The organism is Nonomuraea sp. NPDC049607 (genome assembly GCF_040675375.1).
Classification (GTDB): domain Bacteria; phylum Actinomycetota; class Actinomycetes; order Streptosporangiales; family Streptosporangiaceae; genus Nonomuraea.
The window spans coordinates 1-14,318 of record NZ_JBFAOV010000037.1 but is presented as its reverse complement, the minus strand read 5'-3'; the positions used below and the strand labels follow the sequence as shown (position 1 = coordinate 14,318).

14 protein-coding genes and 1 pseudogene are annotated in these 14,318 nt (G+C 70.1%); 5 read left to right on the top strand and 10 right to left on the bottom strand.

The window, feature by feature from the left end; genetic code table 11:
• Positions 1-398 precede the first annotated feature (398 nt).
• Positions 399-710, top strand: a complete 312-nt coding sequence (locus AB0J97_RS42560) for a group II intron maturase-specific domain-containing protein (protein ID WP_364100358.1) — start codon at positions 399-401, stop codon at positions 708-710.
• Positions 711-913: 203 nt separating this feature from the next.
• On the opposite strand, the gene AB0J97_RS42555 is transcribed toward AB0J97_RS42560, so the two are convergent.
• The 6 genes and pseudogenes from AB0J97_RS42555 to AB0J97_RS42530 form a co-directional block, all read right to left on the bottom strand.
• Positions 914-1,690 (bottom strand): hypothetical protein, encoded by a 777-nt coding sequence (locus AB0J97_RS42555; RefSeq protein ID WP_364100355.1) that lies wholly within the window; start codon positions 1,688-1,690, stop codon positions 914-916.
• 782 nt (positions 1,691-2,472) lie between these two features.
• Complete coding sequence (locus AB0J97_RS42550) at positions 2,473-3,318, bottom strand: hypothetical protein (protein WP_364100352.1); 846 nt, start codon at positions 3,316-3,318, stop codon at positions 2,473-2,475.
• 110 nt (positions 3,319-3,428) lie between these two features.
• Positions 3,429-4,496, bottom strand: a complete 1,068-nt coding sequence (locus AB0J97_RS42545) for a CU044_5270 family protein (RefSeq protein WP_364100350.1) — start codon at positions 4,494-4,496, stop codon at positions 3,429-3,431.
• Positions 4,489-5,055 carry an RNA polymerase sigma factor gene (locus AB0J97_RS42540; RefSeq protein WP_357703826.1) on the bottom strand — a complete coding sequence of 189 codons (567 nt, stop codon included), beginning with the start codon at positions 5,053-5,055 and terminating at the stop codon, positions 4,489-4,491. The genes AB0J97_RS42545 and AB0J97_RS42540 overlap by 8 nt, the downstream gene beginning before the upstream one ends.
• Positions 5,013-5,432, bottom strand: coding sequence for a hypothetical protein (locus tag AB0J97_RS42535; RefSeq protein ID WP_364100512.1), 420 nt, complete (start codon positions 5,430-5,432; stop codon positions 5,013-5,015). Before AB0J97_RS42535 ends, AB0J97_RS42540 begins: the two co-directional genes overlap by 43 nt.
• Before the next feature lie 56 nt (positions 5,433-5,488).
• Positions 5,489-5,670, bottom strand: a pseudogene (locus AB0J97_RS42530) (hypothetical protein); the annotation flags it as partial.
• A gap of 166 nt (positions 5,671-5,836) precedes the next feature.
• Between AB0J97_RS42530 and vanY-N the strand changes: the two are divergent.
• A complete protein-coding gene (gene vanY-N / locus AB0J97_RS42525) occupies positions 5,837-6,400 on the top strand; it encodes a D,D-peptidase/D,D-carboxypeptidase VanY-N (protein ID WP_364100346.1) in 564 nt (187 codons plus the stop codon).
• Positions 6,401-6,406: 6 nt separating this feature from the next.
• Positions 6,407-8,263 (top strand): ATP-binding protein, encoded by a 1,857-nt coding sequence (locus AB0J97_RS42520; RefSeq protein ID WP_364100343.1) that lies wholly within the window; start codon positions 6,407-6,409, stop codon positions 8,261-8,263.
• Here AB0J97_RS42520 and AB0J97_RS42515 read toward each other — a convergent pair whose 3' ends face one another.
• From AB0J97_RS42515 to AB0J97_RS42505, 3 genes are all read right to left on the bottom strand, one after another.
• A complete protein-coding gene (locus tag AB0J97_RS42515; RefSeq protein ID WP_364100340.1) occupies positions 8,264-8,956 on the bottom strand; it encodes an aspartate/glutamate racemase family protein in 693 nt (230 codons plus the stop codon).
• A gap of 73 nt (positions 8,957-9,029) precedes the next feature.
• Complete coding sequence (gene murF, locus AB0J97_RS42510; RefSeq protein ID WP_364100337.1) at positions 9,030-10,409, bottom strand: UDP-N-acetylmuramoyl-tripeptide--D-alanyl-D-alanine ligase; 1,380 nt, start codon at positions 10,407-10,409, stop codon at positions 9,030-9,032.
• A gap of 37 nt (positions 10,410-10,446) precedes the next feature.
• Positions 10,447-11,403, bottom strand: a complete 957-nt coding sequence (locus AB0J97_RS42505; RefSeq protein WP_364100334.1) for a D-alanine--D-alanine ligase family protein — start codon at positions 11,401-11,403, stop codon at positions 10,447-10,449.
• Between the two features lie 339 nt (positions 11,404-11,742).
• Between AB0J97_RS42505 and AB0J97_RS42500 the strand changes: the two genes are divergently transcribed.
• Positions 11,743-12,210, top strand: coding sequence for a hypothetical protein (locus AB0J97_RS42500; RefSeq protein WP_364100331.1), 468 nt, complete (start codon positions 11,743-11,745; stop codon positions 12,208-12,210).
• Positions 12,211-12,707: 497 nt separating this feature from the next.
• Here AB0J97_RS42500 and AB0J97_RS42495 read toward each other — a convergent pair whose 3' ends face one another.
• Positions 12,708-13,463, bottom strand: coding sequence for a class I SAM-dependent methyltransferase (locus AB0J97_RS42495; RefSeq protein WP_364100328.1), 756 nt, complete (start codon positions 13,461-13,463; stop codon positions 12,708-12,710).
• A gap of 111 nt (positions 13,464-13,574) precedes the next feature.
• On the opposite strand from AB0J97_RS42495, the gene AB0J97_RS42490 reads away from it, so the two are divergent.
• Positions 13,575-14,216, top strand: coding sequence for a fibronectin type III domain-containing protein (locus AB0J97_RS42490; protein WP_364100325.1), 642 nt, complete (start codon positions 13,575-13,577; stop codon positions 14,214-14,216).
• The last annotated feature ends 102 nt before the right edge of the window (positions 14,217-14,318 follow it).

Here is a 14,318-nt window from a genome sequence, read left to right as displayed (position 1 = left end):
TGCGTCGGGAGTGGGAGCCGGAGGAGCTGATCGCGGCGTGGACGCTGCTCGACGGCGACTGGGAGCTGGTGGGGAACAAGACGGGCGCGACGCGGGGCAGGTGAAGGTCGACCTGGTCTTGTTCGCGGAGTACCGGTGGTCGGGGTCGACGATCGAGTGTCACCGCAAGCAGGTGCGAGATGCGCTGGGGTTCCGGGAGTCGACGCGGGCGGATGAGGATGTGCTGGCCGAGTGGCTGGCGGATTCGGCGCGGTTGTTCTGCGGGAGCTGGCCACGGGTGAGGACGGGTCCCTGCTCGAGCTGAAGTCCGACCCCGGACGGCTGGGGCTGGAGACGCTGCTGGAGGAGATCGTCAAGCTGCGGCGGGCCAAGGCGCTGGGGCTGAGTACAAGCGGGAAATGCGAGGGACGAACAAGCACTACGTCTACACCTTGGTGTCCAAGAAGGCGATCCAATCGATCAAGGACAAGGTGAAGGCGAAGACCTACAGGTCAACCCGCCATATGAGCCTGGCCGAGCTGATCATCAGTCTCAACCGGCTCTTGCGCGGGTGGGCGAACTACTTCCGCCATACGGTGGCGAAGAACATGTTCAATGCGATCGACTCCTTTGCCTGGCGTCGTGTCGCGAACTGGATTTTCCGCAGACACTCGCTGCTCAGCCGTCAGGAGACGCGCCGCCGATTCTGCCGGCCGGGGCACCCACCGTGAGCAATCACGGCAGGGCGCCCCGGTCCGACCCGGCAACGGCGTTGATCGTGTTGTGACTTGCCTGGTCGATGCTGGGCGGACATGACACACTCCCCGATGCACATCGACGAACTGGGCGACGGGTACAGCTCCTCGTCATACAGCGGGTTGCCGTACCTGGACAGGACCACGGTGGCGCGGCAGGCGTGCAGGCCATTACCGGCTCACGTGTGACAGACGACCTTGGTGAGCAGCGTGCCAGGAGGCAGGCCGCCGATCAGGTCGTCGACGAAGCGCCGCCACTCCAGCGCCCGTGCTTCCTCCACGTCGGCCCGCAGTCCGCGATCGCCGCGTTCGTGCCAGCGCCCGCCTTCGACGAGACAGGCCGGATGCCAGCCCGTCCGCAGCAGGTACTCCTCGCGGGTGAATCCGCCGATCTGGATCTCGTCGAGCGAGTCGCGGTGCTCGGCGGCCTGGTAGGCGTCCCAGGCGCGCCCCGCTGCTTCGGCCGACTCCCGCTCCATGGCGACGAAGTCGATCTCCTCGACCACCGACTGCGCGCCGTATAGCACCTCACCGGGCCTGCCTCGACGCCAGAGCCGCGCGTGGTCGCGGATGTCGGGCCAGCCGGCGTAGGCGGCCTCGTCGAGGACGACCGCGCCACCCGGCCTGGTCCGTAGCGGCCACCACTCGCTGTTGACAAACCAGTAGTCCCAGCGCGCCAACGGGTTCTCGTGGGAGTAGAAGTACCAGCCGCGCTCGTCCTTGTCGATCTCGTCGCGCTCGCCGAGGAACTCGTCGAAGGTGCTGCGCACGTACGCGGCGATCGCGGCCTCGTCCGCGTCGGGCCCCAGGCGCCCGGCCCACATGCCCTGCATGATTCCGTCCTGGAGCTCGTCCTCGGTGATGTAGCGGCGGAAGGCGCCCACCCGGGTGCGTTTCGCATACGGCGCGAGCTGCCGCCCGACCTCGGGCCCGATGACGAGCACTTCGAACTTCACGTGATCATTATGGCGTCGAGAATTCGGGGCCGGAATTGCGATTCGGGCCCTTTGATGCGGGCCGTCCTGCGCGATCGCCTTCGACGAAGCTTTGCCGCGATCCCGCGGCCCCCAAAGCGGATCCATAGCGAGGCCGCGCATACTCGTGGTCGCGCACAGCCGAACAGGGGGCCGTCGACGCTCACCCGACTCAGCCAAGGTGCCGGCGGGCGGGCTGCCGATTGTCCGAACGGCGAAAGGGGCTACCAGACAATCGGCGTGGCGGGCGCCTGCCACGCTCGCGAGTTCGGCGGCTGGGTGATGTGTTCGTGGGGAACTACCAGGATGGCGGGCGCGGGCCCGCCTTGACGTACCGTAAGTTTGCAGGCCAATGCGGCCGCAGAGCTGCCGGGCCTTGTCGCCGGCGTTCATCAACAGCCTGGTCGCGGCGTAGCGTCAGCAGCCTTGGTCATGTGGTGATTCGTCCCAAGGTGTTCGTTCCTCGCCGGCACCGCCAACGACTCCCGCGAGTCCCTACGCGTCCGCGCGCGGACGCGTAGGGACTCCCGAAACTCCCGGAACCACCCTGGCCACCCATCCGCCCGCCCCGGTAGGCGCCAGATCGACGCCATGAGGGATCCCGGCCCGGCACATCGGGCACCAGGGCCGCCCCGATCGGGGGTTCAGGTCGGCGCCGCCGGCTCCGATGAAGGGGACCGTTCGCCGAGCTGTGAACGGCCCCCGCCATCACCTCGAACGTCGCTCGCTTACCCCGAGTGACCAGGCCCCCAGGCCCACCCCGGTCAGAGCGCGAAGTCCACGGCGAACCTCTGGTACACCTGCTCCTTGGCCGTCTTCGCCTTGGGCGAGTACGCGGCGTAGAAGGACTTGCCGCATTCCAGGTCCTTCAGCGCCGTCTTGATCTCCTTCTCCAGGTACGGCTTGGCCTGCTCCGGCTTCAGCGGCGGCATCAGGGCCAGGGTGCGGCCCTCGGGCGCCTTCGGCAGCGAGCCCTTGTGCAGTTTCCTGGCGACCTGCGTGGCCTGCTTCACGAACGCCGACCGACCGCGTTCGGCCAGGACCGAAGGCCTGGTGTCGCTGATGCCCAGGCACGCGCCGAACCGCTTGCCGAGCCGCGCGAGCCGCTCGTCCTTATCGAGAGCGGCCACGGACTTGTCCAGTGCCGCGTTGAGCTGGGTGAGGTAGTCGCCCCGCTGCGAGGTGACGGTGAGGCCCAGGTGCTTCTCGGCCGCCTCGGCGAAGCAGGCGTCGTCGGCCGCGCGCCACTTCTTGAGCTCGTCCGCCGGCATCGCCATCAGGTTCTTGTTGTTCACGCTTTCCCCGGACACCGGGTTGACCGCCGGGTCCCCCGGATAGACCAGCCTGGACCAGACGCCGAACCCGTACTTGGCCCGGTACGCGCGCAGCGCCTCATGGTCGCCGGCCAGCCGCTCGAGCTCTCCCGGCTGCCACTTGCGCTTGACGATCGGCTCGGCCAGGTAGGTGAGCCCCTTCTCCTGCATGCAGGCCACCCTGGTCTGCTCCATGGCGGCCTTCTTCTCGTAGGCGGCCTGCGTCTCCGGTGAGGGGAGAGCGCTGAACGTACCGATGAGCAGGGTGGCTGCGACAGCCTTCGCTGCGATCAACATGGTTTGCTCCTTTATTTGGGCATGCGAAACCACGCATGCGAAATGGCGCATGCGTAACAGCGGCATGCGAAACAGAACTTCCGGCCGAAAGGCCGGATCGGGGGAAAGTCTCAGCAGGGGATCTGCACGCGGGACGCGTTCGGCGACACCTCGGGCAGACCGGGGACGACATCGACGGCGAGCACCGCGGTGCCGTTCACCTTGCCCTTCCGCTCGATGACCTCGCCGAAGGGCATTTTCGCCTTTCTGTCCGCGGTGTTCACCGTGCGCTCGCCCAGGTAGCGATAGGTGCGCTTGTCGAAGATCAGGTCCGAGCGCCTGCCGTCGCCCTGGTCCATCCCGACGGCCAGGCCGGGCCGACCGGCGACGTCCACGGCGTCGGGGATGAGCACGATGCCGTCCAGCCCCGCGGCCACCTGGTAGAGCGCGGCGCTCAGACTGGGGCGAACCACCGACTCGGTGACCAGGCCCTGGAGGGAGGACCACATGCGCAGCGGATCCGGGCCCGTGTCGGCCACGATCTTCGCGCGCACCTGCGCGGGGTCCGTGGGCCAGCTGCGCAGCCGGGCGTAGGCCGGTTGGCCGGGGCAGGCCGCGGGCTCGTACACGGTGTCCTCGACGCCGCGGTCCCAGCGGTTGCGGGGCGCCGGTCCCGTGGCCGACACGGACTGCTCGCGGCTCAGCCAGGGCTTGCCGACGTCAGCGGCCTCCCAGCGTTCCTCGTTGACCATCACCTTCGTGTACTGCCGCGTGCCGGCCTCGTCCGGCGCGAACAGGCTGCGCTGGGCCAGCATTCTGGTGTGCACGTACTGGCCGGAGGCCGGCACCGTGTCCGGCTGCTCGGCGGCGGCCCGCGCGGCCAGCTTGAGCAGCGTCTGAGCGTCGGCGGGCGGCGCGGCGAGCGGGTTGCCCGGGTCGGTGCCGCCCAGGCCCACCTGGGCGGCGAGGATGCCAACGGTGAGCGCCGCTGCCATGGCGCCGGCCAGGACGACTCGCCTGGTACGCAGGAAGGCGCCGGGACGGGCGAGCACCCCACGGCCACGCGGTCGGGCGAGCACTCCCCGTCCGCCGGGACGGGCGATCGTGGACATCAGGGCAGCCCGGGAGGCCGCCAGGTCGTGCGCGCTCGGCTCGGGCTCATCGGCCCACAGGCGGCCGAGGTCCTCCATCTCATTCATGGTCCGTCCCTTCCAGAGCCTGCCGGATCTTCCTGCGCGCCCGGTTGAGCCGGGAGCGGACAGTCCCGACCGGGACGTCCAGCGCCTCGGCCACCGCCTCGTACGTCAGCCCCGCCCACGCCACCAGCAGCAGCGTGTCCCGGTCGCCGGCGCCTAACCCGGCCAGGGCCGCCACCAGCGGCTTGTTCACCGCGAGGGTGTTCACGCTGTCCTCCACCAGCCCGCCGCCGATCTCCGCCGGATGTACGCCACCACGCACGTACGCCCGGTAACGGGCCTCCTCACGCCTGCGCCTCTTGCCGATCACGTTCGAGGCGATGCCGTACAACCAGGGCCGGGCGTCGTCCTGGCAGGACCGGTAGCGGTGCCGGTGCTCGAACGCCGCCAGGAAGGTCTCGGACACCACGTCCTCGGCCGCTCCCGGACCGAGCCTGCGCGCCGCGTAACGGTGCAGGGCGGGAGCATGCCGGTCGAACAGCGCGGCGAATGCCTGCGGCTCCCGCAGGGAGCGGTGGATCAGGTCGCTGTCGGCGGCCTCGGCTGTCGCCGGTTCGGCCATGAACGGGTCAGCTCCTCATCGCGGGGGCGGGCAGATTCACCTGTTCTTACCGCTGCTCCGCCGAAAGGTTCACACCGGCGCCCTGCCATTTCTGCCGCGGCAGCGGCTCTGCGTCTGTCCTCTACAACAAATTCCTCGCGGTAGTCGGGGGCCTGTGGGAAGGTCCTGACAGGCAGGCAGGCCTCGCGCTCATGCGGCGTCTGAAGTCCCTTTGTGTCTTGTGATTGGACTCGTGTCGCTCTCTGTTGAGGAGCACGAACCAAGCACCGCGGCTGGACCGGGTCGCCGATCAGCACCACCTTGGTGACGGTGCGTCTGGCCTCGCTCAGCAGGGCGGCCAGTTGCCGGTCATCGACGATCGCGCCTTCGTCGACCACTCGGACGTTCACGCCGTCCGGGCCGGGGCCGCCGGTGACCACCAGGCCGCGGCTCTCCCGCGCCGGAGCACCGCGCGAACGCGTGCGTCGAGCACCCTGGGTTGCACCGGTTTGACCACGTAGTCGTCGGCGCCCGCCTCCAACCCGGCCACCACGTCGACATCATCACCCCGGTCAGGGCCAGCTCAAGGCCCTCCCGCACGGCCGGGTCATCCTCGATCAACAACACTCGCGACACGCCGCCGAGTTTCACAGCCCGCATCGTCCACGCCATGTCATGGTCGTGCCACAAGCTCGCAGCCCGTGGCGCCGCTCGACGGTGAGAGGCGCACAGCCTGGGCCGTCGACAAACGGTGACATTCGGCGGACGACGCGCTCATATTTGGCGCCAATGGTGGTTCGTCATGGACGAACCACGCACCATCCCTCCCCGGCCCCGAGACAGGCTGTACGCCGCGGCCACGCAGGTGCTCGCCGTGCTGCTGCTGCCGCCAGCCTTCGTTCGCCATCCAGGCCGCGCCCGCGAACTGGCCTGCCGCTGGGCGTTGCGGATGCGATTCCCCGCCGAGAACCTCGCCGGGCTCACCTACGGCGCGATGGCCGCGTTCACCGCGGCACGCACCGAGGCGCTGTGGCGTCACGGCCAGCTCATCGGCGTCACCTCCGGATACCGCGACCCCGTCGTCCAGCAGCGGATGTTCGACGACGAGGTGCGCCGCTCCGGCTCTCCGTTCCTGGCCCGCATGCTCGTGCTGCCACCGGCCGAGTCCAGCCACGTCAAGGGCATCGCCCTGGACGTACGCCCGCACGAAGGCGCTCGCTGGCTGGAGGAACACGGCGCCCGCTACGACCTCTACCGCCTGTACGACAACGAGTGGTGGCATTTCGAGCACCGCCCGGACAGGCGAGGCATACCGCCGCGACGGCTCCCCCACCCCGGCGTGCACCACCTCTTCGAGAAGGGGTAGCGATCCATGTCCGGTTCTCTGGGGCGGCGGCTGCGCGCGGCGCGCGAGATGGCGTTCGTGGGGCGGGAGGAGGAGCTCGCGGTTTTCACCACGGCGCTGTACAGCGGCGCCCGCAGCGTCCTGTACGTGCACGGTCCGGGCGGCATCGGGAAGTCGGCCCTGCTGCGGCGCTTCGCCGACGAGGCCGAGACGGCGGGGCGGCCCGTGTCCATGCTGGACGAGCGCCTGATGGACCCGGCGGCCTGCCAGGACGACGCGGTGCTGCTGTTCGACGGTTTCGACCGCGTGCAGAGCCTGGAGGGGTGGCTGCGCGAACGGTTCCTGCCGCGGGTGCCCGCGGGGGCGCTGGTGGTGATCGCGGGACGGAACCCGCCGGATGTGCGCTGGCAGGCGGACCCGGCTTGGGCGGGGTCGCTGGAGGTGCTGCCGCTGCGCGATCTGCGGGCCGCGGACGCGCACACCCTGCTGGACGCCGCCGGCGTGCCGGCCGAGGTGCGCGAGCCGCTGCTCGCCTTCGCCGGCGGTCACCCGCTGGCGCTGCTCCTGGGGGCGGCCGTGGCGGCGAAGGACGGCGGGCGATGGAGGCCTGATCAGGACCTGGTGGCCGAGTTGCTGGATCAGCTGGTGGGCGAGCTGCCCTCGGCCGCGCACCGGCGTGCCCTGGAGATCTGCGCGCACGCGTACACGACGACGGAGGACCTGCTGCGGGTGGCCTTCCCCGAGGACGCGGGGACGCTGTTCCGCTGGCTGCGGCGGTTGCCGTTCGTCGAATCGAGCGGTCTCGGGCTGTTCCCGCACGGCGTGGTCCGGCGGCTGCTGGAGGCGGACCTGCGCTGGCGGGACCCCGAGGCGTACACGGTGATGCACGAGCGCGTGCACGCGCGCGTGGCGGACAGGGTGCGTACGGCGAGCGACGCGGACGTGCCCGGCGCGGTGGCGGCACTGCTCCATCTCCACCACGGGCCGCCTACCGGCGACGGCGAGTTCCAGGAAGAGGCCTTGCCGCAGGCGGAGGCCGGCATCCTGGTACAGGCAGCGGCATTCTGGGTGGAGCGTCAGCCGGAAGCGTTCCGCCTCTATCGAAGCGCCGAGACGGGCGAGCCGGTGGCTCTCTCCGCGTGGCTGCGGTTGACGGAGCTCGATGAGGAGGAGCTGGCGGCCGATCCCGTCGTGGCCGCGGCGTGGGCGCACGCGCGCGCCACCACCCCGCTGCGCGCCGGTGAGCACCTGGCGGTCAGCAGGCAGTGGGTGCTTCCGCCGTACCGCGGTAACTCGGTGTTGCTGGAACTGATCCAGTGGCGAGCGCTCGGCAACTGTCTGCGGGCCGAACGGCTGGCCTGGTCGTACCTCGAAGCACGGACGGAGCGGTATCACGGGATGCGTGACATCTCCGGCGGCCTGTTCGTTCACGACTGGCGGGCGGTGCCCGCGCAGGCGTGGCTGGAGCAGATGGTCAAGAGGCCCGCGAGCGGCCCTGGCGCGGCGACGGCGAGACTGGCGGTGCTGTCCAGGGAGGAGTTCGCCGACGCGGTCCGCGGAGCGTTGCGCAGGTTGCCGCGGCCGGACGAGCTGGCCACCTCCCCCCTGACGCGCACCAGGCTGGTCGCCGATGAGCAGAATCCCGCCACGGCACTGGGTGACCTGCTGCGCCAGGCGATCGGCGACCTGAGCGAGGACCCGCGCTCGGTCAAGTTCCACCGGGCGCTGTCCGTCACGTTCCTCTGCGGTACGCCCACGCAGGAGCTGGCCGCGGAACGGCTCGGCATCCCCTTCACCACCTACCGCCGCCACCTGGCGGCCGGCATCGAACGGGTCTGCGCCGACCTGTGGCACCGCGAGCTGTACGGCACCAGCCGTACGTGATCACTCGGCGAGGGCGAAACCGACCGCCGCCTCGGCGTGCAGCCGGGCGCTCGGCAGCACAGGGATCGGGCTGTGCTTCTCACTGATCAGCAGCTCGATCTCCGTGCAGCCCAGGACGACGCCCTCCGCGCCGTCGTCGGCGAGGTCCTGGATGATCCGCGCGTAGGCGTCCCTGGACGTTTCCCTGATCACCCCGCGCACCAGCTCGTCGAAGATCACGTCGTGGATCAGCTTCCGCTGTTCGCGACGCGGGACGACCACCTCGACGCCGTGGGCGGCCAGCCGATCCAGGTAGAAGGGCTCCTCCATGGTGAACCTGGTGCCGAGCAGGCCGACCTTGCGCATGCCCCTGGCGCGGATCTCGGCGCCCACGGTGTCGGCGATGTGCAGCACCGGCACGCCCACGGCCCGCTCCACGTCGTCGCTCACCCGGCTGAAGGTGTTGCTGCAGACGAGCAGGACGTCGGCGCCGGAATCCTCCAGTCGCCTGCCCGCACCGGTCAGCAACGTGCTCACCTCGTCCCAGCGGTCGGCGAAGATGAGGTCCTCGACCGTCGTGTAGTCGACCGACCAGATGAGGCTGTTGGCGGAATGGCTGCCGCCGAGGTGCTCGCGGGTGCGCTGGTTGATGATCTGGTAGTAGATCACCGTCGATTCCCAGCTCAACCCGCCGATAAGACCGATGGTGCGCATGGAACTCCGTTTCGCCGGCTCGTCGCCGGAAGGCTTTACAGGGTGGCTGGTCATTCGGCAGAACAGAAGCTGTTCAGGCGTCGGCCAGCGCGCGGGCGCAGGCGCCGAGCCCGATCTCGCTTGAGGCCTTGACGAACACCACGTCGCCCGGTTCGAGCAGCGAGCCGGCCAGCTCGGTGGCGCCGGACACGTCCTCGACCGTGTGGACGGCCACGCCCCGGTTCGCGGACTCCGCCGCCCACGCCATCGCGAGCGGATCCCCCTCCCCTACCGCGATCAGCACGTCGAAGCGGAGGTCGGCGACGAGCCGGCCGATCTCGGCGTGCCGGGCGCGCGAGGTGTCCGCCTGCTGCCCCATCGCGCCGAGCACGGCGACGGTACGGCGGGCGCCCGCCACCGCCCGCACCGCCCGCAGCCCGGCCTTCATGGACTCGGGGCTGGCGTTGTAGGCGTCGTTGACGATGGTGATGCCGTCACGTCGTTCGACGATCTCCAACCGGCCCGCGGAGCGCCGCCGGGCGGCGTTCAGTCCCTCGGCGATCTCGGCGGCGCCCAGGCCGAGCGCGGTGGCCACGGCGGCGGCGGCCAGCGCGTTGCCCACCTGATGCTCGCCTATGAGGTCGAGCGTGACCGGGGCGCTGCCGTCCGGCGTCACCAGCTCGAACGCGGGCCGCGCGCGGTCGTCCATCCGCACGCCTTCCGCCCGCACCTGTGCCCCCGCCGCCGCGCCGTACAGCAGGACCTTGGCCCTGGTACGGCCGGCCATCCCGACGACGTACGGGTCGTCGGCGTTGAGCAGCGCGAACCCGTCCGCCGGGAGCGCCTCGACCAGCTCGCCTTTGGCCTCGGCTATGTCGGCCGGCCCGGATCCCATGCGCTCCATGTGCGCGCTGCCGACATTGAGCACCAGCCCAAGCTGCGGTGGCGCGAGTCCGGTCAGGTACGTCAGGTCGCCCTTCCTGCTCGCCCCCATCTCCAGCACCAGGTACCGGGTGGCGGCATCGGCGCGCAGCACGGTGAGCGGCAGGCCGAGCTCGTTGTTGAACGACCTGTCCGTGGCGACCGTCTCGGCGTGCCGTTCGAGCACCTGCGCCAGCAGGTCCTTGGTGGTGGTCTTGCCCACGGAGCCGGTCAGACCGATCACGGTCGGGCTGATGCGTCCGAGCAGGCGCTTGGCCAGCACGCCGAGCGCGAGTTGTACGTCGTCGACCACGAGGGCGGGCACGCCGACGGGCCGCGAGGCCAGCACGGCGACGGCGCCGCCCGCGACGGCACGGGCCGCGTAGTCGTGGCCGTCGACGCGGGCGCCGACCGTCGCGGCGAACAGGCCGCCGGGCACCACCTCGCGCGAATCGACTGCCGCGGGCGCCGTCACCAGCGCGCGCGGATCGCGCACGTCGTGCAGGCTCGCGCCGACGACCTGCGCGATCCTCTCCAGCGTCGTGGCGATCACTTGCCGCTCCTGACGGTCACTTGCCTGCTTCTGGCGATCACTTGCCGCTCCGGGCGAACGCGAGGTCGATGAGGCGGCGCAGCAGATCCGGGTACGGGACACCGCTCTCGGCCCAGGCCCTGGCGTAGACGGAACGGGCCGTGAAGCCGGGCATGGTGTTGATCTCCAGCACGTACAGGCGTCCCGGCTCCTCCTCGTAGAGGAAGTCGACCCTGGCCAGGCCGTAACCGCCGATCGCCTGGAAGGCGCGCAGCGACATCTCGCGCACGTCCTCGGCCACGCGTTCAGGCAGGACGGCGGGGATCGTGGCGATCTCGGCATCGCTGAGGTACTTGGCCTCGTAGTCGAGCCAGTCGCCTGGCACGAGGAGCTCGCCGGGCAGCGACGCCTCCGGGAAGTCATGACCGCCGAGCACGCTGCAGATGAGCTCGCGCGCGGCCACCTCCTGCTCGACGATGACCAACCGGTCGTGAGTCAGCGCCAGCTCCACACCCGCGCGCAGCTCCTCCATCGTGGTGACACGCGAGATGCCGATGGAGGAGCCCAGACCGGACGGTTTCACGTACATCGGCCAGTCGAGCGACTTCACCAGCCCCCAGGAGTCGAGGGTGGCGCGCCATTCGTGCTCGGTGAACCACACACCCGGGGTGACAGGGATGCCCTCCGCCAGGAACGCGCGCCGCATCGCGACCTTGTCCATCGCCACGGCGGAGGCCAGGACGCCGCAACCCACGTACGGGATGCCCAGCGTCTCCAGGTGCCCCTGGACGACGCCGTCCTCGCCGAACGGTCCGTGCAGCACCGGGAAGACCACGTCCACCTGATCGCGTCGCAGCTCCACCGGCCACCTGCCCTGGCGGTCGATGATGACGGGCACGGGCTCGTACAGCTCCTTCGGCAGGGCGTCGAGCACGGCGTGTGCCGACAGCAGCGACACCTCGTGCTCGGCGGACGGCCCGCCGGCCAGCACCGCCACGCGTACGCGTTCTGTCACTATCGATCAGCCTTCCTAGGTGGGACGGTCGCAGGACCTGCCCGCCGAGTGTCGGCATTTCACCTGACCAGTTTCCAGGCCATTCACTGTCCAATTTCCGGCTATGGGCGCATGAGTGGGCCGAAGATGTCCACGCCTATCTCCCAGGCTTGGCGCTGGGAGAGCAGCCGTCCTCCCGCCTGCGGGTGCGCCTGTTCCACGCCTGTGCCGCCGCGCTGTCGGCGAAGAAGCCGATGTGGCCGCAGCGCACCTCCGCGGCGGCGCCCTCACAGCAGGCCTGCTCCTGCACCGGCCCGGCCCGGCCGGGCATATCCGAAGCATCGAGATCAGAAGGACTCCATGAGCACCGCGCGACTGACGACCCTGCTGCGTCAGATATTGCCCGTCATCCCCGACGGTGCCGAGGTGAGGACGGCGACACTCGACCTGCCGCCGGGTGATCCGAGCACTCCACCGCATCGCCACTCCGGCCCGGTCTTCGGCCACCTCCTGGAAGGCGAGCTGCTCTTCGAGTTGGAGGGCGAACCACCCCGGGTGATGCGCCAGCACGCCCCACGCAACCTGGTCGGCCACCTGACCGCCATGGCCCGCAGCGGCGACCTGGCCGACGTCCAAGGCGACGTGCGTCAGGAAGCCACCGGGCAGCAGGCGCGCACGGCCGCTGGCGACCGCCGCTCGCGGCCCTGCCGCCCGCACGGCGAGCCCGGCGGCGCCGACCTGCGTCCCCGCTCGGGAAGGCCCTGGTGCCCGTTGTGCCGGGCCGGGAGACCCGGCGACCACCTGGCGCCCACCGGGACCGGCGGATGAGGGCGGGAAAGTTCCGGGAGTTTCGGGAGTGCCTACGCGCCCGCGCGCGGGGATCTTGCCAACGCGGGGCGGTCCAGGGCGGGGATCTTGGAGGTGGTGGCGGGGTCCTCGAAGAGGAGGACGCCGTCGGCGGGGTGGAATCCCCTGGGCGACTCCTTCGGTTCGCACGAGGAGGCCGGCCTCGGTCAGGATGTGCCGCTGGCGGAGCAGGGACTGGGACGCGGTGGAGACGCGGGCGTAGACGATCTGCACCGGGACTCCTCGGAAAGGGGCGTGGCGCCCCGTTCTGTCTGTCGGGAAATTCTGTCGTCAGTCTTCGCTGGAAATCAGCCGCCCAGAGCGATATTTCATCCCGTAGTGTCCAATTTTATGAGGCGTCGGGAGCCGGTCGGGAAACCACCTAATCCCGACACGCTTCGAGTGCGACTTAGCGCTTCAGTCGGCAGGAATCGCCCACTGAAGCGCGAAGCCATGAACAAATGATCGTTACGGGGCTTCTAGCTGGCTTCGAGAACGAAGAACAGGAAGCACAGAAACCTCGTGCCGGTGATCTCACGGAGCTCCTCGGGGAACAGTTCGCGGGCTTCCGGCACAAACGGTGGTTCGCTGATGACACTGATGCGAAAGCCCGCCGCGGTGAAGGCTTCGGTCATCGCGTGCAACGGCCGGTCCCAGAACTTCATGTGGACGGTCTCCCCACCTCTGGTCCATTCGTCGGTCCGGCTGCAGGTCTCGAAGTACTTGAACTTTTCTCCAGCCATGTGCTGCATGAGCGTAATGCCGAAGGGGTGATGGACCGAGACGAGGAGTCGGCCACCTGGCTTCAGCACGCGCCGCAGCTCGGCCAGCGTCGGTCCCCAGTCTTCCAGGTAGTGCAGCACCAGGGACGCGATGACGTCGTCGAACGCCTCGTCAGGGAAGGGCAATGGGTCGGCCAGGTCAGCGACCTGCAGATCCGCGTCGGCGCCCAGCCGCTGCCGGGCCTGCTCCAGCATCCCGGCGCTCGCGTCGACGCCGGTGACGGTGGCGCCTCGATCGCGCAGCGCGGAGAACAGGGGGCCTGAGCCGCAGCCGGCGTCGAGGATGCGCCTTCCGGTTACGTTCCCGGCAAGCTCCAGCATCGCGGGACGCTCGTAGTACGCATTTGTGAGGCTGGTCTCGTTCTCGGTCGTGTACCCCTCGGCCATCCTGTCGTAGTCGTTGAATCGGGGCGAAGATGCGGTCTCAACGTACTTCTCGGGCGTGGCAGACATCAGGCCATTGTGGCCCATCAGTCACGGACGACACTCCGTCGTCGTACGCAGGTGTGATGGGCAGGGGTCTCGGAGGGGAACCCCTGGTGGGAGGAGTGGCCGGGGATCCGGGTGGACGCGTACCTGCGCGCGAGCACGTGGCTGGGCGGCGGGGAGACCCGCTTCGACCGGCTCATCGACCAGTCCTGGAAGACCCGCGACGCAGGCGGCGGGTTCGCCGGGGTCGCCGTGGACCCGCCCCGCGCGGACGTCGAGGTCGGCAAGCCGGTCTTCTTCAAGGTGACGTTCTTCGGCCTGCCCACCGCGCCGGTCACCTGGAAGGTCACCGCCGGGCCCGGCGCCATCGACGCGGCCGGCAAGTACGTCGCCGACCGGCCCGGCGTCGCCGAGATCACCGCCACGGCCTCCGGCCGTACGGTGTCGGCGCTGGTGTTCGCGCAGTGCTGGCTGGAGGCGTCCCCGCCGGCGCTCGGCATGCTGGGGCCGCCGCTCAACGTGGCGGCCACGGCCGGGGCGGCCTCCGCGACCGTCAGGTGGGACCCGCCCCGGGTGCTGGGCGGCCTGCCCGTCCGCCGGTACGCGCTGATCACCTCTCCGCCCGGCCGGACCACGTACGTGCCGGCGGACCGGACGAGCGCCGTCGTCCAGGGGTTGCGGGCGGGGCAGGCGTACAACGTGATCGTGTACGCGATCACCGACGTCGCGATGAGCCCGCCGTCGTCGTCCGGCGGTTCCGTCACGCCGACGAACTGACCAGCGGCGGGCGGCCGGCCAACCCGACCAAGGCGTTGCAGGTGGTCGTCTCCCGTACCAGGGCGGCGACCTGCCCCGACGCCGGCGTGCGCGTCCCGCGCG